The organism is Bradyrhizobium sp. USDA 4474, from assembly GCF_054057515.1.
Genome location: NZ_JBSRZJ010000002.1, coordinates 6,417,365 through 6,441,647 on the forward strand (window position 1 = coordinate 6,417,365; position 24,283 = coordinate 6,441,647).

The 24,283-nt window shown below is 62.3% G+C and carries 18 protein-coding genes and 1 pseudogene; 12 read left to right on the forward strand and 7 right to left on the reverse strand.

All coding sequences use genetic code 11. The features are described 5' to 3' along the window. Positions 1–2: 2 nt before the first annotated feature. Together ACVW16_RS31680 and fabI are read left to right on the forward strand one after the other, a co-directional pair. Positions 3–1,217, forward strand: coding sequence for an acetate/propionate family kinase (locus ACVW16_RS31680; protein WP_456734732.1), 1,215 nt, complete (start codon positions 3–5; stop codon positions 1,215–1,217). Further along, on the forward strand, positions 1,214–2,002 hold the full coding sequence (gene fabI / locus ACVW16_RS31685) for an enoyl-ACP reductase FabI (RefSeq protein ID WP_456702909.1): 789 nt from the start codon (positions 1,214–1,216) through the stop codon (positions 2,000–2,002). Before ACVW16_RS31680 ends, fabI begins: the two co-directional genes overlap by 4 nt. Positions 2,003–2,175: 173 nt before the next feature. Here fabI and ACVW16_RS31690 read toward each other — a convergent pair whose 3' ends face one another. The 5 genes from ACVW16_RS31690 to ACVW16_RS31710 form a co-directional block, all read right to left on the reverse strand. After that, positions 2,176–2,634, reverse strand: a complete 459-nt coding sequence (locus tag ACVW16_RS31690; protein WP_456702910.1) for a MaoC family dehydratase — start codon at positions 2,632–2,634, stop codon at positions 2,176–2,178. 12 nt (positions 2,635–2,646) lie between these two features. Beyond that, positions 2,647–3,297, reverse strand: coding sequence for a 3-oxoacid CoA-transferase subunit B (locus ACVW16_RS31695; RefSeq protein WP_456702911.1), 651 nt, complete (start codon positions 3,295–3,297; stop codon positions 2,647–2,649). Positions 3,298–3,301: 4 nt separating this feature from the next. Next, positions 3,302–3,949: a CoA transferase subunit A gene (locus ACVW16_RS31700; protein WP_456702912.1), complete on the reverse strand. Its 648-nt coding sequence runs from the start codon at positions 3,947–3,949 to the stop codon at positions 3,302–3,304. Between the two features lie 76 nt (positions 3,950–4,025). Then, positions 4,026–4,640 carry a hypothetical protein gene (locus ACVW16_RS31705; protein WP_456734733.1) on the reverse strand — a complete coding sequence of 205 codons (615 nt, stop codon included), beginning with the start codon at positions 4,638–4,640 and terminating at the stop codon, positions 4,026–4,028. Next, the gene (locus ACVW16_RS31710) at positions 4,637–5,563 is read right to left on the reverse strand and encodes an alpha/beta fold hydrolase (protein ID WP_456702914.1); all 927 of its coding nucleotides are present in this window, start codon (positions 5,561–5,563) and stop codon (positions 4,637–4,639) included. The genes ACVW16_RS31705 and ACVW16_RS31710 overlap by 4 nt, the downstream gene beginning before the upstream one ends. Positions 5,564–5,691: 128 nt before the next feature. Here ACVW16_RS31710 and ACVW16_RS31715 point away from each other — a divergent pair, with 128 nt between their 5' ends. Next, entirely contained in the window at positions 5,692–8,199 is a 2,508-nt protein-coding gene (locus ACVW16_RS31715; protein ID WP_456702915.1) for an alpha/beta hydrolase, read from the forward strand. Between the two features lie 9 nt (positions 8,200–8,208). After that, entirely contained in the window at positions 8,209–9,072 is an 864-nt protein-coding gene (locus ACVW16_RS31720) for an alpha/beta fold hydrolase (RefSeq protein ID WP_456734734.1), read from the forward strand. 114 nt (positions 9,073–9,186) lie between these two features. On the opposite strand, the pseudogene ACVW16_RS31725 reads toward ACVW16_RS31720, so the two are convergent. Then, a pseudogene (locus tag ACVW16_RS31725) lies at positions 9,187–10,828 on the reverse strand (acyl-CoA synthetase). A gap of 757 nt (positions 10,829–11,585) precedes the next feature. Here ACVW16_RS31725 and ACVW16_RS31730 point away from each other — a divergent pair. Next, positions 11,586–13,544: a primary-amine oxidase gene (locus ACVW16_RS31730; RefSeq protein WP_456738507.1), complete on the forward strand. Its 1,959-nt coding sequence runs from the start codon at positions 11,586–11,588 to the stop codon at positions 13,542–13,544. A 79-nt stretch (positions 13,545–13,623) separates the two neighbouring features. Continuing rightward, positions 13,624–14,793, forward strand: coding sequence for an MFS transporter (locus ACVW16_RS31735; RefSeq protein ID WP_456734737.1), 1,170 nt, complete (start codon positions 13,624–13,626; stop codon positions 14,791–14,793). A 15-nt stretch (positions 14,794–14,808) separates the two neighbouring features. Here ACVW16_RS31735 and ACVW16_RS31740 read toward each other — a convergent pair whose 3' ends face one another. After that, positions 14,809–15,846, reverse strand: a complete 1,038-nt coding sequence (locus tag ACVW16_RS31740) for a response regulator transcription factor (protein ID WP_456734738.1) — start codon at positions 15,844–15,846, stop codon at positions 14,809–14,811. A gap of 687 nt (positions 15,847–16,533) precedes the next feature. Between ACVW16_RS31740 and ACVW16_RS31745 the strand changes: the two genes are divergently transcribed. The 6 genes from ACVW16_RS31745 to ACVW16_RS31770 all read left to right on the forward strand — a co-directional run bounded on the left by ACVW16_RS31745 (position 16,534) and on the right by ACVW16_RS31770 (position 24,226). After that, positions 16,534–17,766 carry an ABC transporter substrate-binding protein gene (locus ACVW16_RS31745; protein WP_456802544.1) on the forward strand — a complete coding sequence of 411 codons (1,233 nt, stop codon included), beginning with the start codon at positions 16,534–16,536 and terminating at the stop codon, positions 17,764–17,766. After that, a complete protein-coding gene (locus ACVW16_RS31750) occupies positions 17,754–18,542 on the forward strand; it encodes an ABC transporter ATP-binding protein (RefSeq protein WP_456742049.1) in 789 nt (262 codons plus the stop codon). Before ACVW16_RS31745 ends, ACVW16_RS31750 begins: the two co-directional genes overlap by 13 nt. Continuing rightward, positions 18,539–19,306 carry an ABC transporter ATP-binding protein gene (locus tag ACVW16_RS31755; protein WP_456734741.1) on the forward strand — a complete coding sequence of 256 codons (768 nt, stop codon included), beginning with the start codon at positions 18,539–18,541 and terminating at the stop codon, positions 19,304–19,306. The genes ACVW16_RS31750 and ACVW16_RS31755 overlap by 4 nt, the downstream gene beginning before the upstream one ends. 44 nt (positions 19,307–19,350) lie before the next feature. Then, a complete protein-coding gene (locus ACVW16_RS31760; RefSeq protein ID WP_456734742.1) occupies positions 19,351–20,190 on the forward strand; it encodes a branched-chain amino acid ABC transporter permease in 840 nt (279 codons plus the stop codon). 3 nt (positions 20,191–20,193) lie between these two features. Further along, positions 20,194–21,843 (forward strand): branched-chain amino acid ABC transporter permease, encoded by a 1,650-nt coding sequence (locus ACVW16_RS31765; protein WP_456734743.1) that lies wholly within the window; start codon positions 20,194–20,196, stop codon positions 21,841–21,843. A 61-nt stretch (positions 21,844–21,904) separates the two neighbouring features. Next, the gene (locus ACVW16_RS31770) at positions 21,905–24,226 is read left to right on the forward strand and encodes a N,N-dimethylformamidase beta subunit family domain-containing protein (RefSeq protein ID WP_456734744.1); all 2,322 of its coding nucleotides are present in this window, start codon (positions 21,905–21,907) and stop codon (positions 24,224–24,226) included. The last annotated feature ends 57 nt before the right edge of the window (positions 24,227–24,283 follow it).

A 24,283-nucleotide genomic window follows, 5' to 3' on the forward strand; every position in this document is an offset into this window, starting at 1 on the left:
CCATGGACAGCATCCTGGTCGTCAACGCCGGCTCCTCGAGCGTCAAGTTCCAGGTCTTCGCAGTCGACGATGAAGGCAGGCTTCGCCGGTTGATCAAGGGACAGGTGGACGGCATCGGCAGTCGTCCGCGCCTGCGGGCGAATGGAGCTGGCGGCGATCCCATGGCCGATCGCGCCTATCCGATCGAGGCGATCGGGGACGTTCCGGCGGCGATGGCGATCGCCGGCGAGTGGCTGCGCAATGAAGTCCGCATCCAACCCTTGGCGGTCGGGCACCGAGTCGTCCATGGCGGGCCGGAATTCGAGAGGCCGGTTCTGATCGATCATGGCGTGGTGGCACGGTTGGAGCGCTTCGTGGCTCTGGCGCCGCTGCATCAACCCCACAATCTGGCGCCGATCCGTTCGATTCTCGCCAATTTCCCTACAGTGCCCCAGGTCGCCTGTTTCGACACCGCGTTTCACCGCACCCATGGTCCGCTGGCCGATCATTACGCGATCCCGCACCAGCTCCACGCCGAAGGCGTGCGCCGCTACGGGTTTCACGGCCTGTCCTATGAGTACATCTCCCGTACCTTGCCGCAGATCGCGCCCGATATCGCAAAACGCCGGGTGATCGTCGCCCATCTGGGCAGCGGTGCGTCGATGTGCGGCATGAAGGGCGGACAGAGCGTCGAGAGCACCATGGGATTCACCGCGCTCGACGGACTGCCGATGGGCACCCGCCCCGGTCAGCTCGATCCGGGAGTCGTGCTGTACCTGATCTCGGAGAAGGGGATGACGCCATCGAAGGTGCAAGATTTCCTTTACCGCGACTGCGGCCTGAAAGGTCTCTCCGGCGTCAGCAACGACATGCGCGAGCTGCAGGCGAGCGGCGATCCGCAAGCAAAGCTGGCGGTGGACTATTTCGTCTATCGCATCGGTCTCAGCGCCGGCATGCTGGCCGCGGCGCTGCAGGGCATCGATGCCTTCGTCTTCACCGCCGGCATCGGCGAGAATTCCAGCGGCATTCGCGCGCGCGTGGCGGAGCAACTCGGCTGGCTCGGCGTGGCACTCGACGCAGCCGAAAACGCGCGCCATTCGCGCCTGATATCCGCGAAGGCCAGTCGCGTGCCCGTCTATGTCATACCGACGGACGAGGAATTGATGATCGCACAGCATACGCTGTCGCTGCTGATGAACGGCCAATCGCCCGGCCCCAGACATGAGAGGGTGTCATGATCCCAGTATTTCCGGACAGCAAGGTTGCTCTGAAGGGGAAGAAGGGCCTCGTCGTCGGCATCGCCAACGACCAGTCGATCGCCTGGGGGTGCGCCAGGGCGTTTCGCGCGCTCGGCGCCGATCTCGCCGTCACCTATCTGAACGAGCGTGCCAAGAAGCACGTCGAGCCGCTGGCCCAGGCGCTCGAGGCGCCGATCTTCGTGCCGCTGGACGTCATGGTCGAGGGGCAGACCGAAGCGGTGTTCGAACGCATCAAGTCGGAGTGGGGGCAGCTCGATTTCCTGCTTCATTCCATCGCCTTCTCACCCAAGGAGGCGCTGCACGGCCGCGTCGTCGACGTCGGCCGCGACGGCTTCCTGAAAACCATGGACGTCTCCTGCTGGTCGTTCCTGCGGATGGCACATCTCGCCGAGCCGCTGATGAAGAACGGCGGCACGATGTTCACCATGACCTATTACGGCAGCCAGATGGTGGTGGAGAACTACAATATCATGGGCGTGGCCAAGGCGGCGCTCGAGGCGTCCGTTCGCTATGCGGCTGCAGAGCTCGGGCCGAAAGGCATTCGCGTGCACGCGATCTCGCCGGGACCGCTTGCGACCCGCGCGGCCTCAGGCATTCCCGAGTTTGACGAGCTCATGGACAAGGCACAGTCCAAGGCGCCCACGCGCAGCCTCGTCAGCATCGACGATGTCGGCAATGCCACCGCGTTCCTGGCGCTCGACGGCGCGAAGCTGATCACCGGCGGTGTTCTCTATATCGATGGTGGCTATCACATCATCGATTGATGGTGGATCGGTGCGCTGTCGCGCCGGGCCGGGTGGCCTCGGCACGTGGTTTGATGATGGCATATTGCCGGTGTTTTGCCCGACGGGGCAATGCATTTTTTCGTAAAAGCAGAAGATGCGGTGCGGTGGACCCCATGGCTACTGTGCATGGGGTTGTTTTCGAGTTTCTTCTTTCAGCGGTAGTGCAGGGCGATCAGCTCGGCGACGCAGGCGGGCTTCCTGCCGCCCTCGATCTCGATCACGAGGTGGTAATTGACACGCAATCCGTCGGGCGGCACGTCCTCGGCTTCGGCGACCGTGACGCGGCCGCGCAGCCTTGAACCAGCCGGCACCGGCGCCAGATACCTGATCCGGTCCGCGCCGTAGTTGAGCGTGTTGCGCAGGCCCTTCAGGCCGATGACCGAGCGGATGAACAGCGGGGCCAAGGCGAGCGAGAGAAGGCCATGAGCGATGGTCTTGCCGCCGGGCATTTCCTTGCTCGCGCGCTCCTGGTCGACATGGATCCATTGCTCGTCACAGGTCGCCTCGGCGAACTGGTTGATGCGCGCCTGCGTGATCTCGATCCAGTCGCTGGCACCGATCTCGGTGCCGACAGCGGATTTGATCTCGTCGAAGTCGCTGAATATCCGCATGGGTTCACCTGCTCAGAGTCTCATTTCCGGAACATTGTCGGGAATGGCGAGCTCAGCCTCGGTCAGCGCCAAGACTTCGCCGACGCTGATGCCGGGCGCGGTTTCCAGGAGTGTCGCCTTGCCCCCGGGGAAGCCAATCACGGCCATGTCGGTCACGACCAGGTTGACGGGGCGTGCCGAAGTCAGCGGCAGCGTGCATTTCGCCACGATCTTCGACTTGCCCTTTGCCGCGTGCTGCATGGCCACGATGACGCGCTTGGCGCCGCTCACGAGATCCATGGCGCCGCCCATGCCCGGCACCATCTTGCCGGGGATCATCCAGTTGGCGAGATGACCATGTGCGTCGACCTGGAGGCCGCCGAGCACGGTGACGTCGACGTGACCGCCGCGGATCAGCCCAAACGACATCGCGCTGTCGAAGGTCGAGGCGCCCGGCAGCGCGCTGATCGGGCGCCCGCCGGCGTCGGTGAGGGTCGGATGGGCCATCCCCTGCTCGGGAATCGGCCCGGTGCCGATCAGGCCGTTCTCCGACTGGAAGAAGACTTTCAGATCGGACGGCACGTAGTTCGCGACCAGGGTCGGAATGCCGATGCCGAGATTGACGAGATTGCCGCTCCTCAACTCCTTGGCGACGCGCCGGGCGATGATGATCTGGGGATCCATGATGTCACCCGTTGGTGATGAGGTAGTCGACCAGCGGTGCGGGAGTGACGACGTGATCGGGCGCGATCACGCCGACGGGGACGATATGCTCCGCGGTCACGATGACGGTGTCCGCCGCCATCGCCATGATCGGATTGAAATTGCGCGAGGTGAGCGCGTAGGCGAGGTTGCCGAGATAATCGGCAAGGAAGGCGTGCACCAGCGCAAACTGCGCGCGTAGTGCCGTTTCCAGCAGGAATGCCCGGCCATCGACCTCGATCTGACGCTTGCCTTCGGCAACGAGGGTCCCGACGCCCGTCGGCGTCAGCACGCCGCCCAGGCCGCATCCCCCCGCGCGGATGCGTTCGACGAAGGTGCCTTGCGGGACCAGGTCGACGGCGATCTGGTTCGCCAGCATCTGCTGTTGCGCCTTCGGATTGAGGCCGATATGCGTTGCGGTCAGCTTCGACACCAGCGCCTGATCGAACAGCTTGCCGACGCCCCTGCCGGGCGTCGCGGCGTCGTTTGAGATCAGCGTCAGGCCTGCCTTGTGCTGGCGCGCGACCTCGTCGAGCAGGCGCTCCGGCGTCCCCACGCCCATGAAGCCGCCGACCATGATGCTGGCGCCCGCCGGGATCATTGCAACGGCTTCTTCGACGGAAACGGCCTTCATGATTGAAACTCCCGGTCGGATACGGCAGGGCAGTAGCGGATGTTTGCCCACCTTCACCGCGGTCCTTTGATTTGCATCAAGGCTGACCGCCATTTGAATCATCGACGGCGATCCCGATGCTTCGGAGCATGTCGTGCCAAAGCTTGCGCACCTCACGGTGGCGGCGTTCCAATGCGGAATTGATGGCGTCGCGATGGGGCTGCAGGGTTGAGCTCTTCAGGATCATGATCTGGGTCTGGAGCATGCGGCCGCTCTCGAACTCGATCCGGCGCAGCGCCATCACGAACGGATCGGCCGGATTTGCGGCCGTCGGCAACAGTGCAGCCGGCCGGATCGCGGCGTGGACGGCATGCGCAAGCGTCGCGAGCCCTGCCGCCATGGCGAGGGGCCAATCGGGTATGTCGTGCACCGGTGCCGGGTACCAGGCGCTTTCCCAGCCGACGGCCATGTAACCCAGGCCGGGGTCAGGCGCCCAACTCGTGGCGCGGATCAGCAGGGAGACGATTTCAGTTTCGCGGAAGAGTTGCGCATTCAATTCGGTTTGCCAGCCGGACTCAAGCGTTGCGGGCAACGTCAATGCGGACTGCCGCGCCAGCGCGCCATGCGCCGAGATCAGGAACGCTGCGATCCGCGTCTGCTGGTGCGGTGGAATGCGGCCGTCTGATGCGAGAGGATCGAGGAAGCCGCTCATGGCAGCGCTCGCTTGACCGGAATGGCGCGCAGATGATCGTAACCGGCGGGGAAAGGCGTAAGCTCGCCGCCAGGTTCCTCCGGCGCCACCCAGACGGCTTGATTGCCTTGCCAGCGGCCGGCCAGCACGTCCTCGGCAAAGCGTGCAAGCAGATCGGCCGTCAACGCGCCTTTCTCCAGCGTGAAGGCGTGGTAGGCCTTTGGAATGATCACCATCGAGCTGTTGGGAATCTCGATGCGCAATGTTTCGTGCACACTGCGCGGCGTCAGAAAATCGAACTCGCCGTTGAGGATCATGGTCGGAACAGCGATCGCCGACAGACGCGGCGTCAGCGGCTGGAAATCGAGAAACGATTCCATCAAGTTCTGAAGTGCGTAGACGTCGTTCACCAGCCAGCCCTGGCGCTTGACGCTGTCGAGCTTGTCCAACAGCGGCTCCAGCCATTGGTCTGACAGATTCATCGGCAGCAGCAGGTCCTGGAGATAACTTGTGCCGCCGAGGATCAGTCCGGTGCGCAGGGCGTTGCCAAGCAGCAAAAGCTGGGGTGACAGCTCCGCAAAGCAACTCATCGGCACCAGCCCGGAGAGCCGCCCGCCATGATCGATGGCGTATCGCAGCGCGATCAGGCCGCCGAAACTGACTCCACTCAGGAAGATGGGACCGTCCCCAAGCTCGTCGATCAGAAGGCGCAATGCACTGACCTGGTCGTCCTGGCTAATGTAGAGCGTCGGCTTGTCCGAGGCGCCCTGACCAAGCAGATCGAATGTCGCAACGCGAAAGCCTCGCGCGAAAAGCGCGGCGCGATAAGCGCCCCACAGCTCGGAATATTGCGTAAGCCCGTTCACGAGCACGTAGGCAGGCGCGCCCGTCGGCCCTTCGAGCTCATAGCGTATCCGATACGAGCCGTGGCTGAGGAAAGGCATCGCAAAAACTACCGACGATCTGATGCCTCCAATCCTCGACCTCCGCGCTGGAATTCCATTGAGTTAGATCAAAGCCCCCCGTGCCGAAGTGCCTAGCGTACGAAAAACTGTCCAGGGAGGAATCCGTCATGACCGGGACCGATATCGCGAAGCGTTGCTTCCTTGGCTTGATCGTGCTGCTGGTCGGCACCGCTCTCGCTGCCGCACAACCCTTTACCCGCCGCTCGTCGCAGGTGCAGCATGACGGCTTGAAGAAGACCTACGAAATCGCCAACTTCCGTCTTGGCGGCAAGTACGACCTGACCGATCCCTCCAAATGGGAGAATGGCGGCGAGGGAGGGGTCACGCTGGAATCCCTCGGCGCCGGCAAGCTGCGCACCGCCTATATTGCCATCGGCAACGCGCGTCGCAACGCCGCCGGCGAGATCACCAATGCCGTCGTGATCAACTCCTACTATTCCGGCGATTCCACCGACATGTACGAGCAGTGGGTGAAGGGCGCCGCGCTCTCAGGCGGCGTGCCGATCATTGGTCCGGGCCGCCCGATCGATACCGATCGCTACTATGTCATCATGGTCGACCCGCTCGGCACGTGGGGCGCAAGCAAGCCGTCCGACGGGCTCGGCGTCAAATTTCCACAATACAGCTACTACGACATGGTGCAGGCCAATTATCGCCTGCTGCGGGACGAGCTGAAGGTCGCGCGCGTCGCGCTCGTCACCGGCGTCTCCATGGGCGGCACGCAGACTTACGTCTGGGGCGTGATGCATCCGGAGTACATCAACGCCCTGATGCCGATCGGCGGAACCACGCAGTCGGATGGCGACGACCCCGTCGGCAATTGGACGTTCCAGATGATGACGGCAGCGATCCAGTCCGATCCGGTCTGGCAGGCCACCAACGGCGATTACTACAAGCTGCCCAAGGAGAAGCATCCGGTGCCGGGCGTTGCGTTCGGCTGGTCGATCCTCGGAATGACGGGTTACGACTTTGCCTTCCGTACGACCCAGAACTGGCCCGCCGTTCAGCCCGAGATCTTCTACTGGGATCCGCCGAACGAGAAGGCGGGATTGAACGTCACCAACCGCGCCAAGCTCTATGACGCAGTCGACCTCGTCTGGCGTAACCGGGTCGGCGAGACCCACAACATCAACCCCTATCTCGGCCGCATCCAGGCGCGCACGCTGGTGATGCACATTACGAACGACCTCTGGCTGAACTTTAAGCTGGCGCAGAAGGCCGTTGATCGCGTACCTGGCGCGGACCTGATCGCGCAGGAGAGCCCGGTCGCCCATTACGGCGTGTTCCCGATCATCAATCAGCGCAAGAACGATCCGAAGTTCGTTGCCTTTATGGACGACGTGGCAGCGCTCGATCGCGCCCAGAAATTCGTCGACAAGAATTATCGCACGCCCGATGTCGCCCAGAAGATCGATCCCAAGAAGTCGTTCTGGAAGGCCTATGTGACCTATCCCTATCCGGTCAAGTTCGCCGACGCCAAGGACAAGAGCGGCAATTCCTGGGAAATCGGCTACATGGACGAGTATGCCGGCACCGACAAGGACCCGAAGGTCCTCGTCATCATCCACGGCAAGGGCGCCTTCGGCGGCCACTACGGCAATATCATGCAATACGCATTGCGCAGCGGCCTGCGCGTGATCGTACCCGACCTGCCGCATTATGGGATGTCCGGGCCCGGAAATCTCGACAAGAGCCCGGCGCGCACGATGCAGGACATGCGCGAGGTGATCTACGACCTCGTCGTCAACCAGCTCGGCGTCAAGAAGGCCTACTATCTCGGTCATTCGCTGGGCGGTCAGTTCGTGGTGGGCTATGCCCTGACCTGGCCCGACGCGGTGCAGGGCCTTGCGCTGGAAGCGCCGTCGGGCCTCGAGGAATATCCCCGCGAGATCACCATCGCGAAGGACAAGAAGGCTCCTCTCTTTGCGGACGGTCTCGGCCGTGACTTCGACAAGTGGAAGCAGGTCTGGGACCAGACCGGAATCCTGGCAGCGGAGAAGGCGCGCGACGAGCAGAACATCCGCGACTTCTTCTATTTCAAGAAGCGTGACCCGGACACCGGCGCGGTGTCGGCCGCAAAGAGCGGCTATTTCTTCAGCGACAGCGAATACGCTCGCTTCCACACCGAGCAGCGCGTTGGGCTCACCAAGGGCAACCCGAAGGAGCTCGAGCAGTGGTGCAACGTCTTCATCTTCGACATCTACACCATCGGCGCAGAGCTTCAGCAGGATGACCCGAAGAACCTCTATGAAAGGGTCACCCAGATCAAGGCGCCGATCTTCCTCGCCTTCGGCGACAAGGAACCGTTCATCCCGACGCCCGCGTTCAACGGGCTGACGGACCTCGGCCGCGACGTCATCACGCCGTTCATGACGCGGATGACGAATGCCGGCAATCGGCCGATGCTCAAGATCTATCCGGAGACCGGACACTTCATCCATACCGACAACCCCGTGGAGTATGCCGCCGATGTCGTGGACTTCGTGACGAAGGGAACGGTCGACACCTCGTCGCCGCTCGGCACCGACCGCATGATCAAGGGCGCGGTGGTATCGGCCTTGCCGGTGGCGCCAACGCCGCCCGGTGCGGCGCCGACGGCAGGTCTGAACAAATAGGATCCGTCCATGCCGAGAGTGCAGGCGGGCGACATCCAACTTGGCTGGAGGGAGTGGGGACGAGGCGACGTCACCGTCGTCTTCATCCACGGCAATCTCGCCAGCAAGGATTGGATCGAGCTTGCCGCGCCGATGTTTCCGACTGGACTCCGCGTGGTCGGAATTGATTGGCGTGGTTGCGGAGACAGCGACCGGCCAAAGCCGGCTTCGGACCATTCCAACTACACGATGCAGCAGCACGCTGAGGACATGCTGGCCGCCCTCGATGCGCTCGGAATCAGATTCTGCCACCTTGCGACCCATTCGACCGGAGGTATCATCGCCGCGCGCATGCTGTTGAAGCAGCCGCAGCGGTTCGGCCGCGTCTTTGCGCTGGATCCGGTGACCCCGTTCGGCATTGCCTTCAATGCCGAACAGATCGGGCTGTTCAGGGCGATGATGGCGAGCAAGGAGCTGACGCGGTCCGTGATGGCCACCGCCGCCTCTTCGCTGTTTGTCCCGGAGACCATGGGGGCAGGCAAGATCCCACGCTTTCGCGAGGGTCTCGGCGAGATCCAGGCTCTATTCGACCGGATCATCGAGCAGACCTTCGGCGTGTCGGAGGGGATCTGGATCGGAACGCCGGTCAACCTGACGCGCGAGAGCGAGAGCCGCGAGCTTGAGGGGCGCATGTCGGAGATCCGGCATCCGCACCTCGTTTTGTGGGGCGAGTCGGACGGTTGGATTGCACTCGCGGATCTGCGCGCCATGGCCGATGCGATGCCGGATTGTCGGCTGGTGATCGTGCCCCGCATCGGTCATTCGATGAACCTTGAGCGGCCGGCGCTCTATGCCGGCTATTTCGGAGCCTGGTTCGGAGGACTCACCGCGTAGCAGTCGACTTTGAAGAAGCTATTTCATAGTCGACTTGCGAGATGAGTATAAGCGCACTGATGCCGTCTCAGCGTCGCTGCGACACCAAGCGCATCCCATGATTTTGTCGCGCACTCAGGTCGAGATCGCCTTGGCCGATCCGACGCTGTCTCGTAGAACGAACTTCTGAATCTTTCCGGTGGACGTCTTCGGCAGCTCTCCGAATACGACGGCCTTCGGCGACTTGAACCCCGGCAGGTGCTCGCGACAGTAGCCGAGCATGTCGGCTTCGGTGGCGGTCGCGTTCGACTTCAACTCGACGAAGGCCCAAGGTACCTCGCCCCACTTTGGATCCGGCTTGGCGACCACGGCAGCGAACAGCACCGCCGGATGCTTGTAGAGCACGTCCTCGATCTCGACCGAGGAGATGTTCTCACCGCCGGAGATAATGATGTCCTTGGAGCGGTCCTTGATGATGACATAGCCGTCTTTGTCGACCACGCCGAGGTCGCCAGTATGGAACCAGCCGCCGGCGAAGGCATCGCGGGTGGGCGTCGGCGTTCTTGAGGTAGCCCTTCATTACAATGTTGCCGCGGAACATAACTTCGCCGGTGGTCTCGCCGTCACGCGGCACCGGCTGCATGGTGTCGGGATCGATGACGGTGACAGCTTCCTGCAGCGGGTAGGGCACGCCCTGGCGGCGGGTGAGCTGCGCGCGGTCATCGGTTGAAAGGTCGTCCCAGCCAGGCTGGGCCGCGCAGAACGCCGCTGGGCCATAAACCTCGGTCAGGCCATACACATGAGTGAGTTTGATGCCGACGCTCTCGGCGCCGGCGAGCACGGCGACCGGCGGGGCCGCGCCGGCGATCAAGCCGTGGACGAATTTGGCGGCGTTGCCACGAGGTGCCCCCGGCGCATTGATCAGCGTGTTGTAGACGATCGGAGCACCGCTCATGTGGGTGACGCCATGTCGGGCAATCAATTCGAAGATCTTGGCGGGGTCGACCTTGCGGAGGCAGACGTTGATGCCCGCGGTAACCGCAATGGTCCAGGGGAAACACCAGCCGTTGCAGTGGAACATCGGAAGCGTCCACAGATAGACCGGGTGCATGCCCAGGTTGGCCGCCAACACATTGCTGACCGCGTTGAGATAGGCCCCGCGGTGGCAGGTGACGACGCCCTTGGGATCACCCGTGGTGCCAGATGTGTAGCTGAGCGCGATCGCATCCCATTCGTCTTCGGGATAGCGGGGCAGGAACTGCGCATCGCCCTGGATGATTGCCGCTTCATATTCGACCTCGCCGATCCTTTTCCTGCCCTTGATTGCCGCATCGTCGACGTCGAAGATAAACGGCTTCCGTCCGGTCAGCAGTGTGGTTGCCTCCGTGACCAGGTCAGAGAATTCCGGGTCGACGAAGACGACCTTTGCGCTGCCATGGTCCAACTGAAACGCGATCGAGGCAGCATCGAGCCGCAGGTTTAGTGTGTTCAGCACCGCTCCCACCATCGGTACGGCAAAGTGGAGCTCATGCATGGCGGGCACGTTGGGCAGCATGGCTGCGACGGTGTCGCCGCCACCGACGCCGAGCGCGGTGAGATAGGCGGCCAGACGCCGACACCGATCGTAAGTCTCGGCCCATGTGAATCTGCGGTCCTCATAGATGGTGCTCGTGACGTGCGGATACACGGTGGCCGTGCGCGTGAGGAAACTCAGCGGCGTCAGCGGTTGGAAATTGGCCGGGTTCTTGTCCAGGCCAGTGTTGTAGGGGCCAAGCATGTCTCCTCCTGTTGCACGAACATCGGGCCGGCATTCCAAACGGTCTCGTCGCGAGCCAACCCCGCGCAGTCTTAGCATCGCGCCGGCACCCCCAGAATCGGTCAACTAACGTATTGCAGCACTCCGCTGCGCAACGCAGACTCAACCATCCGGCCGTTTTCGCAATTCAAACGACAACGCTCGAAGAACTAATCGAGCGAAATCGACGAGAGGACATCTACGGGAGGAGCAAATGCGCAACAGCTCGCAATGTCTTCGGAATAGCTCAGAAAATCGCTGTGCGATCTGCAACGGAAAGTTTGGTCTCGTCCGGTACTACAGTTGGCGAACCGCCCTCTGTTCAAAGAAGTGCCTCGAGCAGTTCAAATGCCGCGAGCAGAGTGATCGAAGATGGTTGCTCCGCTGGGTTCAGGCCGCTTGACATTTGGATCCTGCGGCGAGGCACACACAAGAAAAATTCATCGTTCGCGACAACGGAGGGTGCGCGGTGATGAGCGACTCGATTGTCCATTCGTACCTTCCGGAGCTCGAAGCATAAAACGTCCAACGATCCGCAGTGTTCGGCGAACGGATCATCGAAATCGGTCAGCTGACGTATTGTCGAATGGAGATGCGCGGACGAAAGTCGGCTGTCCGTCTGCGAGTAAACCGGGCCGGACGTTCGCCTGATGAGAAACGATCCGTCGAGGTGTGATCTACGGGCGAATTTCGTCGCTGCGCTCGTCTGCACCCAGTCGCCTATGCAAGGAGGTAACCCATGGACACTGCCGCCGCTTCCTCGTCCTGCACGTGCGTCCCGGGCACGCCTAACACGGATGCCGTGAAGCATCCTCTCGACCCGCTGACGGCAGCCGAAATCGCTGCGGTGATCCGGATCGTCCGCAATGATCCACAGTACGGCGCCGAATTTCTCTTCGAGACGATCGAACTTCTCGAACCTGAGAAATCGGTCGTACGTCAGTACAAGCCCGGAAATCCCATAAAAAGGGAGGCTCGGGTCAATCTGTTCAAGGTCAGGGAGGATGGCGTCTGGCGTCTGACGGTTTCGCTTGCGCAAGGAACAGTTCTCACGTCGAAATATGTGCAAACCGCCAAGCCGATGATTCAGCTCGAACAGTTCACGGCCATCGAAGACGCCGTGCGCGCGGCTCCCGCGTTCATTGCTGCCTGCAAGAAGCGCGGCATCGAGGACATGTCGCTTGTCTGCATCGATCCGCGGTCGGCGGGCAATTTCGACATTCCGGGCGAGGATGGCCGATATCTCGCGCACATCTTCGCCTGGCTGCGTCTGCGGGAGAACGACAATCTCTATGCGCACCCGATCGGTGGCCTGAACGCCGTGGTCGATATCAAGACCTACGAGATCATCCGCGTGGACGACCATGAGATCATCCCGATTCCCGAGGCAGAGGTGAACTACGAGGCGGAGTTCATCAAGAAGCCGCGCACGCCCTATAGACCACTCAATATCGTTCAGCCCGAGGGCGTTTCGTTCAAGCTCGATGGACATCGGCTGGAATGGGACCGGTGGTCCGTGCTTGTCGGCTTCAATTCACGCGAGGGCCTAACTCTTCATGATATCAGCTACGATGGGCGACCGGTCGCGCACCGCGCCTCGCTGGTGGAAATGGTCGTCCCATACGGCACGACGGAGAAGGGGCATTTCCGGAAGAACGTCTTCGATATCGGCGAGTACGGCATAGGCAAGCTCGCGAACTCGCTGAAGCTCGGCTGTGATTGCCTCGGTGCCATAGCCTATCTCGATGCTCATCTCGCAACGATGGACGGCAACGTCGTCACGATAGAGAACGCGATCTGCATCCACGAGGAGGATGCCGGCCTGCTGTGGAAGCATTGGGACTTCCGCTCCAACAACGTTGAGTCACGGCGTGCCCGAAGGCTGGTCATCTCGTGCATCGCGACGGTCGCCAACTACGAATATGGGCTGTTTTGGTACTTCCATACGGACGGCTCGATCCAGTTCGAGCTCAAGGCGACTGGCATCATCAACACGGCCGCCTGCCATCCGGGCCAACCTGGCAAATACGGCAGGGAGGTCGCCCCCGGCGTCGTCGGTCACATTCACCAGCACATCTTTTGCGCGCGGCTCGACATGAATGTCGATGGTGACGACAACAGTGTCGTCGAGCTCAATACGAAGGCCGATGCCTGGGGGCCGGATAATGCCTACGGCAACGGCTTCTACGAGGAGGAGACGGTTCTCAAAACCGAGCTTGGTGGGTGCCGCCAGGTGAACCCAGCGACCCATCGGGCCTGGAAGATTATCAACCCCAATCGCAAGAACTGGGTCGGCACGCCGACAGGGTACAAGCTCGAGGCCAGTCACCCCGTGACACCATTCATCCATCCCGAGTCGCCGTCGGGCAGGCGCTCGACTTTCATCAAGAACCAGCTCTGGGTGACGGCCTTCGATCCCGAAGAGCGATATCCGGCTGGTGAACACATGAACCACTCGGATGGGACGGGAGGTGTCTCCGACTTTGTCAGGAAGAACCGGAATATCGAGAACACTGATATCGTGCTCTGGCACGTCTTCGGTCTTCACCACCAGGTCCGCCCTGAGGACTTTCCCGTTCAACCCTGCATCTTCACCGGCTTCAAGCTGATGCCCAGCGGCTTCTTCGATCGCAATCCTGGCATCGATCTCGCGCCCGAGAGGAATGCCGCGAGTTGTCGTGCGCAGGCCGCCGAGTAGGGTGCAGCCCGCCGGCAAACCCGTCGCATTCCAGCTCGTCCGACCGGCGTCGTGCGCCGGTCGTGCCTCCTCCAGGTCGATGGCCTCCGCGGTCGTCGCTTTGGCGATCTTTGCAGGCTCGGCCGCACGGGTCCTCCCCGCGTTGCTGGCGGTCACGATCCAGCAAGATCGGGGGTTGCAGCCCTCCGACGTGTTCTTGCCGATCACGCTCGGCATTGTAGTCTCCGCGTGCGCATCGCCGTTCGCGGCGTACAGCCTCGAACGCTGCGGCGTTCGAGCGCCGTTGATCGCCAGTCTGGCTCTCCTTGCGACATCGCTGGCGTGGACGACGTGCGCCGCATCGCCATGGCATCTCACTGTGGCCTGGGGCCTGGGTTTTGGTTTCAGTGGCTCTTTGAGCGCCTCCCTTCTCGGCGCGATGGCCGGCAGCCGTGGCGACGCAGTGCATTGTGGGACACGGTTCGGTTTCCTGGCGTCGATGCAGCCGCTGGGATCGGCGGCGGGGCTGCTGCTGGCATCGCGTGCGGCCAATGCGCTCGATTGGCGCTTCGTGTTCCAGGCCGCTGCCTTCGGGGTGCTCGCCACGGCGTTCGCCGTTGTCCTTGTCCCGATATCCCGACGAGGAGACTTGCCGCGAGAGCCCAAGTCCAAGCGGCACGCGGCATTGCGTCCAAAGGAGAAGAACTGGCGGTTCTGGGTCCTTGCCACGATCTTCTGCATCTGCGGCGCGTCGACATCCGGGCTGATCGATGGCCAGCTCGGTATGCTCTGCATGGGCGCGGGTCTCGACCTCACATCGAGCGCGGACGTCATGGCGATTGTCGTATTTGGCGGTGCGATAGGGAGTGTGGTGAGCGGGCATATCGCGGACCGTTGTTCAGCGCGAACGCTGCTGGCGCTCTACTTTTGCGTCCGCGCGCTCCTCTTGCTCTACCTTCCGTTTACCGGCTTCAGCCTGGTCGAATTGGCCCGGTTCGGCGCGCTCTATGGTCTTGATGCGGCACTGACGTTCCCTGCGCTGGTCAGATTGATGTCCGGAAATCTGGGCACGCGTCACGTCGGCAGAGCGATGGGCTGGATGACCGTGATGCACCTGGCAGGAGGCGTTATCGCTTCGGCCGGGATCGGCGCCCTTGGCCTGGGAGCCTATGCGGTCGGATTCGTGGGCGTCGGCCTCGCCTGCCTCGTGGCCGCGGGTCTCGTGGTGCTTCTGAAGGATGGGACTGCGCAAGCCGCGCCATCCAGCTGAAATTGTCGCTGCGGATCAATGGCCGGCAAAGGTCCGAGATCGCCGCGCGGGGGACTCCGCCAGCAGCAGTCCTTCGGACACCGCAAGCGCCGCGAGTCGCGTGCGCGAGTCGCAGCCCATCTTTGCGAGGATGTGCTCGATGTGCGTGGAGACCGTGCGGGGCGACACGAAGAGCTGCTCGGCGATGTTGGGATTTGACGCGCCGCTGGTCACGAGATGCAGGATCTGTACCTCCCGGAGCGAGAGATTATACGGCCAGCGAATACATTGTTCTGTGATCAGGAGGATGTTTCCACGGCAGGTCGTGATCGCAACCTGGTGACAGCGGCCGGCCTCGTCCGGCCAGACGAAGCGTTGAGCGCTGAGCGATTTCGCCTTCTCCAGCACCAGCCGGCGAAGTTCTCCGCCCTCGCCGAGATGCGGGCCCGGACTACGGTTGGGGAGGTGAAACGCAAAACCGTTCGGCGAGACGGCGATGGCATAGGCGCCTGGCGCCAGCTCATCGGCCAGCAGCTGTGGTGTCCTCAGCTGATCACATAGGTTCAGCAGAATCGGGCGGAAGCGCTCGGTCATCTCGCGGTGCTCGTCCTTGGCGTGCGCCTCCTTGGACCAGCTCATGTGGATGGCCCCGATGTACCGGCCATCGGCGACGCGCAGGCACATCGTCGAGCCTTCCCTGAAGCCATCCGGCATCAGGTATTCCTGGGCGGTGAAGGTATCCGGCAGAGAGAGATTCCAGTCGCGCTTGTAATCTCGCCAACGCAGCGAGTGCGTGTCCCTTTCGCGCGCTATGGCGTAAGCGGGGCAGGTCCCAGGGAAGCCGTCCAGCACGTAGGACATCGTTTTGTCCGTGTATCCGTCAACCGCCAGGAAACGGTGATTTCGGGATATCGGATCCATCGCGACTAGCGCGATCGCCTCGCTCCTCACGAACTCGCGTAACAGACGGGTGACCTGGGTCGCTTGATCGATGATCTGATCATTCAGGGCTGCCGGCTGTGCATCGAGCTGCACCGTAGCCGACATCGCGTGGTCGATCGCTGCCGATTTCACTGGGAGCCTCCAGCTCGTGAAAGATCTTGCCAACGGTTCTTGATCAAATCTTCTTCTTGGCCGCTATTGATCCGTTGGACCGGCGGCACCGCGTAGTGTTTCGCGTCCTCAGCAGAGCAAGGACCGCGCCAACCAATGCGAGCTGCCACATGACGATGTGGTCATTCGCTCTCCTATCTCGATCGTCCCGATCGAACTGAGACGCCGAGCTGGAAGCTGCAACATGTTAGAGGCGGTCACTCCTTTAGTCAAAACAGTGTCACACTGCACCTCATTCAAGGCCAGCAATTCTGACGCAAGATGACCTTCCGCGCTGCCGACTGATGAAAATCTGGGCGCGGCTTGCTGCGCAAGTCGTCACGCTGAGCTCAGTTCGCACCCGCAGCGTAGTTCTGGCTCACACCAGGCCCTCCAGGCCACTTCAAAATCGGTCAGCTGACGTATTGCCGAAAATCGGCAGAAGACCGAAGCTCTGACAAATGCGGTTCGGCCGAAACCACCACAGTCCGTGGGATCCGGATCGAGGCCGCACCACCCGACGGTGTTTGCGCGCATCGTCTTGCTCTAACAGAGGTCCGGCCCGGTCTCGGTCGTGATGCCGAGAACCCGCGCGCCATTGCTGGAAAGGTTGCTCGGATGGTTCTCAAACTCACCAGGCGTTCAGTGACCGCGGGCATCGGTGCAGCCATGGCCGCACCATTTGTCGGACGGTCGGCGCTTGCCGCACAACCGATCGTTCTCGGCGTTCCCTACTGTCAGACGGCTGCAGCGGGTGTCGCGGATCACCAGGACTTCCTGAACGGGACGACGCTCGCGATGGAAGAGATCAACGCCGCAGGCGGCATCCTCGGCAGGCCGCTGAAGCTGTTCACAACGGACATGAATGTTCTCTCCCCGGAATCCTCGAAGCAGGCGCTGGCCGCCTGCGTTGATGCCAAGGTCGACGCGATCTCCTTTGCGTTCACGCTCGTCCCCTTGCCGGCGATGGACGCGACGGCGAAGTACAAATGTCCCTACATCAACGGCAACGCGCAACGCGCCGGCACCGCTGCCGTCAAGGAGCAGCCGGACAAATACAGTCACATCTTCCAGTTTTGTCCCTCTGAGGTGAACTACGGATGGAGCTATGCTGTCTGGCTGGAAGACCAGGAGCAGGGGGGCGTCTGGAAGCCGAAGAACCGCAAGGTTCACATCATTCAGGAGCAGATCGGTTACTGCCAAACGATATCGCGCGCGGCCCAGGAAGCGATCAAGCGGCGCGGCAAATTCGAGGTCGCCCGCATTACGGATATCCAGTATCCCGTGCAGGACTGGGCACCGGTCATTCGCGAGATGAAGGAGGTCGATGCCGCCGCGATCATGGTGGACCATTGGGTGGCTGCTGAATACGCCGCTTTCTGCAAGCAGTTTGTGGCAAGCCCCGTGCGCGACTCGCTCGTCTACCTACAATACGGCCCCTCGCAGCCGGAGTTCCTCGAGCTTGCCGGTTCGGCGGCGAACGGCTTCGTCTGGGGCACGACCATGGGCATCTATGGTGACCAGAGGGGGCTCGCCTACAGGCAGAAGTACAAGAAGCGCTTCCCCGGCATTGCCGGGCTTGCCTATACCGGCATTGCTTACGATCAGACCTACTACCTCAAGAAGGCCTGGGAAGCAGTCGGCGATCCCCGGAAGTTCAGGGAGGTCTGCGACTGGATCCGGACCAACCCGCAGCGCGGCGTCTGCGGCTACGTCGATATGGGCAACCCATATCAGGAAGCGCTCCATTTCCCGGACAATGGAGGCGACGAATTGCAGGCGCGCAAGCTCGAGGCCGGCGTCGCGCAGCTCTATGTCCAGATCCAGGGCGGCGAGCACAAGATCGTCTATCCCGGCCCGGTCTCGGAAACGAAGCTGATCTCTGCGCCGTGGTGGAGCTGATGCTCAGACAAATCTCCCGAAACGATGCAGCTGAACGGGGCGGAAAGGCCGCCCTGTTCTCCTGCACCGGCATCGCGCTCGATCTCGGCGGTCGCGAGATCCTCCGCGACATCAGCCTGCATGTCGAGGCCGGGGAAGTGCTGGGCATCATCGGGCCGAACGGCGCGGGCAAGACCAGTCTGTTTGAAATCCTGTCCGGCCGTATGCCGCCAAAGAGCGGCTCAGTGTGGTTCAAGGGTGAAAATGTTACGGGCCTGCCGTTGTATTCCCGCTCGCGCCTGGGGATCGGCCGCACGTTCCAGACGCCGGTGGTGCCTGACGAACTGACCGTCGGCGAGACGTTCAAAGCGGCGCGTCAGGCTCACCGTCCGTTTCTCACGAGGTTCGACGCCGAATATGGCGCCGACCTCGTCGGTCTGAAGATCAGTGACGACACGCCGGCGACGCAGCTCGAGACCTTCAACCGGCGCAAATTGTTGCTGGCCTGCCTGCTGATGCGCCGGCCCTCGTTGCTGCTGCTGGACGAGCCGGCGGCCGGCCTGATCAATTCGGAGGTCGACGAGATCGATACTCTGCTGCGGATCCTCGCAAAGGAGATGAACATTGCGATCCTCATCGTCGAGCATCGCATCGAACTCCTTGGGACGATCGCCGACCGCATTCTGGTGATGGACGCCGGGGAGGTCATTTCCGAGGGCCTGATGGACGACGTCATGGCGGACCCGAAGGTTCACGCGGCCTACTTCGAGGACTTCAGCGAAGAGGCGGATACATGAATATCTCCGTGAGCAACCATTTGCCGGGAGCTCCGGCACGTCAGCCGCAGCGCGAAGTCCTGAACGTCAACGGACTGTCCGCAGGCTATGGGCCGGTTCGCGTCATCCACGATCTTGACCTCGTCGTCCAGTGTGGGGAGCGGATCGGCATCGTCGGCCTGAACGGCCACGGCAAGTCGACCCTGTTCTATGCAATCGCCGGACTTACCGGCTGGCAGCGCGGCTCGATCAAGCTGAACGGCAGGGAGGTCGGTCGCACGCGAAGCCAGGGGCCGGGGCGCTACACCCACGAAATCGTGCGCGCAGGATTGGCGCTGATTCCTCAGGGCGACGAGATCTTCCATGGCCTGACCGTCGAGGAGCATCTCGATTCCGGGGCCTACACCGCGGCGGCCTGGCGCGATCGCGCTGCGCGCAAGCTCCGCATCCTGGAGATATTTCCACCGTTGCGGAAGCTGATGAGCGTACCCGTGGGGCGCTTGTCGGGCGGGGAGCGGCGCATGGTGTCGATCGGCCGCGGCCTGATGACGGACGCGTCGCTGTTCCTCGTCGACGAGCCATCGCTCGGGCTGGCGCCCAAGATCGGCAAGAGCGTGATCAACGCTCTGATGGCCGTCAAGCTCGGGAATGCCGCGATGATCATCGCGGAGCAGAACGTCGCGCTGCTGGAAGGACGGGTCGACCGCGTCATCGGCATGCATGTCGGAAAGCTCAAGGGTGAGGCCTCGGCGGCCCTCGCGTTGAACGTTTATCGAAAGGCGTAAAACGTGGATATCTGGTTCATCGTCAGCAACACCATCGTCCTTGCGTGCATTTACGGCACGCTTGCGATCGGAATTCGATCACCTGGTCGAGCCTTGGCCTGCTCAACCTCGCCTACGGCTTCATATTCGCATTCTCGGGCTATGGCGCCTGGCTGTTTGCGCAGCATGTCTCCACATCCGGGCCCGCGGTGCTGGCGGCGGGTATTCTCGCAGGCGCGCTCGGAGGAGTGATCATCTGCGCGATCGGGTTCATACCGATCCACGACAAGCCACACTTCACCATTCGAGGTCTGATTGCGACGCTCGCGATCAATCTGATCGGCACGCAATGTCTGCTCTGGTGGTTCGGCCCGCGTTCGAAGAGTCTGCCGGATATCTTCGGCAACTGGTCGGTGTCCTTGCCGGGTGTGGTCTTCACGGCCGACAAGATCGGGAACGTGGTGACATCCGTCCTGATATTGGCGGTCGTTCTGAGGTGGATGCAGTCGAGCCGCCGTGGCCTCGAAATCCGCGCCATGATGATGAATCCGCATGCGGCATCCATCGTCGGCATCGGCGTTCGGCGAACCTCGTTCTATGTCATGGGCATCACGGGCGGGTTGGCGGGTCTCGCGGCCGTTCTTCTCTCCCAGACCTACTACGTCTCGCCGTTCGGCGGACTGATGCCGATGATCAAGGGGGTCAGCATTGCGCTTTGCGGCGGGCTCGGCAGCGTGCGCGGCGCCGTCATCGCCGCCATCGTGCTCGGCCTCAACGAGGCGCTGACGAGCATATCGATCGGCGGCCGGTACGTTCTCATCACCCAGTTCGTCGTGATCATCGCCATTCTGTTGGTCCGCCCGCGCGGAATTGCCGGGCTGCTCGACAGGGCGAGGGAGGCCTGAGCAATGTCAATGGATAGCGGCATCAAGTGGCGCAATCCGCTCTTCGTGTGGGGCGGCAAGCGCGACGTCGAAGAGCTCCCGACCATTCCGTTCCGCAGCCATCAGGAGGTCTGGGAAAGAACTCGTCGATCGGCAACGAAGCTGAATGCCCTCGGCCGGCTTCGCTACTACTACAAATGGCCAGGCCACGGCGGAACGATGTGGAATCGCCTTCGCTACTGGCCGACCCGCCGCCGCGTGCTTCGCCTGCGCGGGGAGTACAACCCAAAGACCTTGCGCGCGGAGAAGACGATCGTCGACAAGCGGCCCCTCTGGTGGATATTGGGGCTTCTCGCGCTGGCCATCGCTCCCCTGTTCACGCCAGGTGATCTGCAGAACACGCTGCTGACGGCGGGAGCCACGTTCGGCATCTATGCAGCTATCAGTCTGTGCTGGATGCTCATCATGGGAACCGCGGGCGTCTTTTCGCTCGCAACCTATGCAGTCGCCGGGACGGCAGCGTTCGTGACGGCCTTGCTTGCCGTCAAGTTCGCATTGCCCTGGTGGTTGTTGCCACCGATCGGGGCTCTGGTGGGGCTGGCTTTCGGTGGGATCATCGCGCTGCCGGCAACGCGGCTCGACGGATTCTACTATGCGCTTCTCACCCTAGGGCTCAACGAGCTCTGTCGGGTCTACTTCGTGACGTCAAAGGAGTTCGGGTCTGCGAATGGCGGCCTGTACGGCGCCGCGACTTACATACCGGAAGACTGGTCGCAGTTAGGTCAGCTGCTGCTGGCGTATTACGCCTGCTTCGGCCTGATGCTGCTGGCTTTGCTGCTCTACCGGTTCGTCAACGGCCGCCGGCTTGGACGAATCCTGCGCATGGCGCCCGAAAAGCGCGAGGCCTTCGCCGAGGCGACCGGGGTCAACTTTCGCCAGGCGCGCGTCTGGGTGTTCCTCATCTCGTCGGCGGCGCTGGGTTTCATCGGCGGATTTTATACCTCGAATTTCGGCGGGGTGGCCTTCTCGATCTTCAACTTCGATACCGTGCTGCTCGGCCTCGCAATGCTGGTCATCGGCGGCGTTGGACGCGCGGAAGGCGCGGTGGTCGGCACGCTCATCGTTGTGTTCTTCGACCAGGTGCTGAATACGTGGGGTCCGGCTCGCTTCATGATCATCGGGCTCATCATGCTCCTGGTCGTGCTCTACCTGCGTAACGGGCTGTTCGGCATCAAGGCGCAGTTCCGTGCCTGGCGCGACAAGAAGAAGAGCGAGCGGCGATCGACGCGAGCGGAGAAGGGCGGCGAGATGCTGCCCGAGGAAGCGACCGAGACCGAGGACAAGAGCGTCATCTACCAGCGGCGCCACGACAAGATGGCCCGCGACCATCTCAAGATCCTGGTGTCACCGGAGATCATCGAGGAGCATCGCCACTCCCTCAACGGGCAGCACAGTGAGGCGCTCGAACGGCTCCTGATCTACTTCCGTACCCGTCCTCAGGTGGAGAAGTACGCCATCATGGCCGTGGAACGCTTCGAAGGCTATCGCATCGTCGCCCTGTCAGGACACCGTGGCGTAGCGCCGCGTGTGGTGGAGGACCGCATCTACGCGACGCCGGACGAGGCCTGCCACGGCGTCTTTATGCGGCGCGTTCAGGATCTGCTGGAGTCCTGATCACGGATGAAGCGTTCCGACCTGCGCGGCGGACGGCGGGCTTTAAATGAGGGAGTTGGCGGTGACACCGGTCAGACTTTTTGGCTACACGGACAGGATCTCGGTCAAGCCGGGTGAGACGATTCAGTTTCATGTCAGCGCCGAGGGGACTGATACCGCCGAGGCGCAACTGGTGCGCCTGATCCATGGCGATCAGAACCCATCAGGACCAGGCTTCGTCGAGGAAGAGGTGGCGTGTACCGCGAACGGCAGGTGGCAGGTCGAGCGGCAATTCACCCAGGTAGGATCGTTCCTCGAAGTGGATGACCCCGAGGCGCGGCTGGCGTTCGCAAATAGCTTCACTCTGTTCGCCTTCGTTCACCCGACATGGCCGGCATCCGGAAAGCGGCAGACCATAATCGGCCGATGGGACGGCGATCGGAAGCAGGGCTACGGCATCGGCATTGACGAGAAAGGCTATCTGCAGTTTTGGAGCGGACGGGGCGAGGAGATCGAGCGCCTGACCGCCGACGTGCCGCTGCAGGTGCAGATGTGGTATTTCGTGGCCGTGACCTTCGATGCCCAGACCCGGCGCACGACCTTGCACCAGGTCGGCGTCGGCAACAGGTACAACGGCCTGTTGGGCAAGGTCGCGCTGGTGGATTACGAATCCCGCACGTCTGCGACTTTCCGGAGCAGGCCCGGCAACCTGGCCTCAACTCCGTTTCTGATGGCAGGTTCGCGTAGCCGCGACGCGCAACAGCGGACGTGCGTGTCGGAGCTCTATTGGGGCAAGATCGACCGGTGCGGTGCATTTGGCCAGGCTCTACAGTCGGCCGAGCTCGACACGATCAGGAGCGGGCTCGTGCCCGCGATGGACAGCCTGGTCGCGTACTGGGATACGAGCGCGGGATACACCGATCGCGGCATCGGTGATCTCGTGGTCGACGTCGGTCGGTACAAGCTGAATGCCCGAGGATACAATCGGCCCGTTCGCGGCCAGACCGGCTGGAACTGGGACGGCTTCACCGATTGTTTCCGCCTGGCTCCGCAGGAGTTCGGGGGCATCGAGTTTCATGCCGACGCGCTGACGGATTGCAATTGGAAGGCGACCAAGACCGTCGCCCTGCCGCACGGCCTCAAAAGCGGCTGCTATGCCATGAGGCTGCGATCCGGCTGGGGAAAGAGCGTGAGCGAGGAGCATGTCGTGTTCTTTGTGCGGCCAGGAAGGCCGCGGGCGCGTATTGCATTCCTGTTTCCGACGCTCACCTACCTTGCCTTTGCGAACGAGCGCCTGAGTTTCGATCACCCGGAGCGCGAAGCCTTGACGGGACAGTCGGCTGTGCTGTCCGATATCGACATCGAGATGTATATGCGAAGCGATTTCGGGCTGTCGACATACGACATGCACGCCGATGGCAATGGCGTGTGCTACAGCTCCTATCACCGTCCGGTCATGAACATGCGGCCGAGGTACAGGATGCCGAGCCTCGATGTGGCTTCGGGATTGGCTGCGGACCTATCGATCATCGCATGGCTGGACCAGAGCGGCTTCGAGTACGAGGTCCTGACCGACGAGGACCTCCATCGCGACGGGGCGGAGGCGCTGTCGCCGTACGCATGCATTATCAGCGGCTCGCGTCCGGAATACTACACCGAGCAAATGTTGGATGCGACTGAGGATTATATCGCCGGCGGCGGTCGTTACATCTATGCAGGCGGCAACGGGTTCAACGCCACGGCGGGCATCCGCGATGGCGAGCCATGGATCATGGAATGTCGACGCCGCGATGATGGATACAAGCCATGGGTGTCCCGCTACGGCGAGCACTACATGGCAACGGACGGGATGCGTGGTGGTCCCTGGAAGGTACTCGGACGGGCGACCCAGAAGCTGGTTGGCATAGGCCTGAGCAGCGCGGGCGGTGGACGGAGCGAACTCTACCGCAGGATGCCGGACAGCTATCACCGCACAGTGTCCTGGATCACCAAAGGTGTCGATGGCGAGATCATCGGTGACGCCGGTCTTGCCAACGACGGCGCCGCGGGGCTGGCGCTCGATTATTACGACCGCGCTCTGGGCACGCCGCCGCACACCAAGATCATCGCCTCGTCAGGGGGCCACACGGATAGCTATGTCGTGAACCAGCAGCTCGTCCTCTATTCCTACCTTGGGCTCTATGGGTCGTATGACTGGCGGGTTCATGCCGACATGACCTACTTCACGGCCCCCCATGGTGGCGCCGTGTTTGCATGTGGCTCGGTCGCCTTCGCGCAATCGCTACCGATCAACAATTTCAGCAACAGCGCATCCCGAGTGTTGGCGAACGTCGTGGAGGCGTTCGCGGGGGCCGGCCGATTGCCGGGGCTTGCCTGGGTCAATGAGGAAAAGCAGTGGGCTTGATGCATCCGTCAGGGGGAGCCGCGTCGGCGCGTTCCGCGACCATGGCTTACGTTGAAC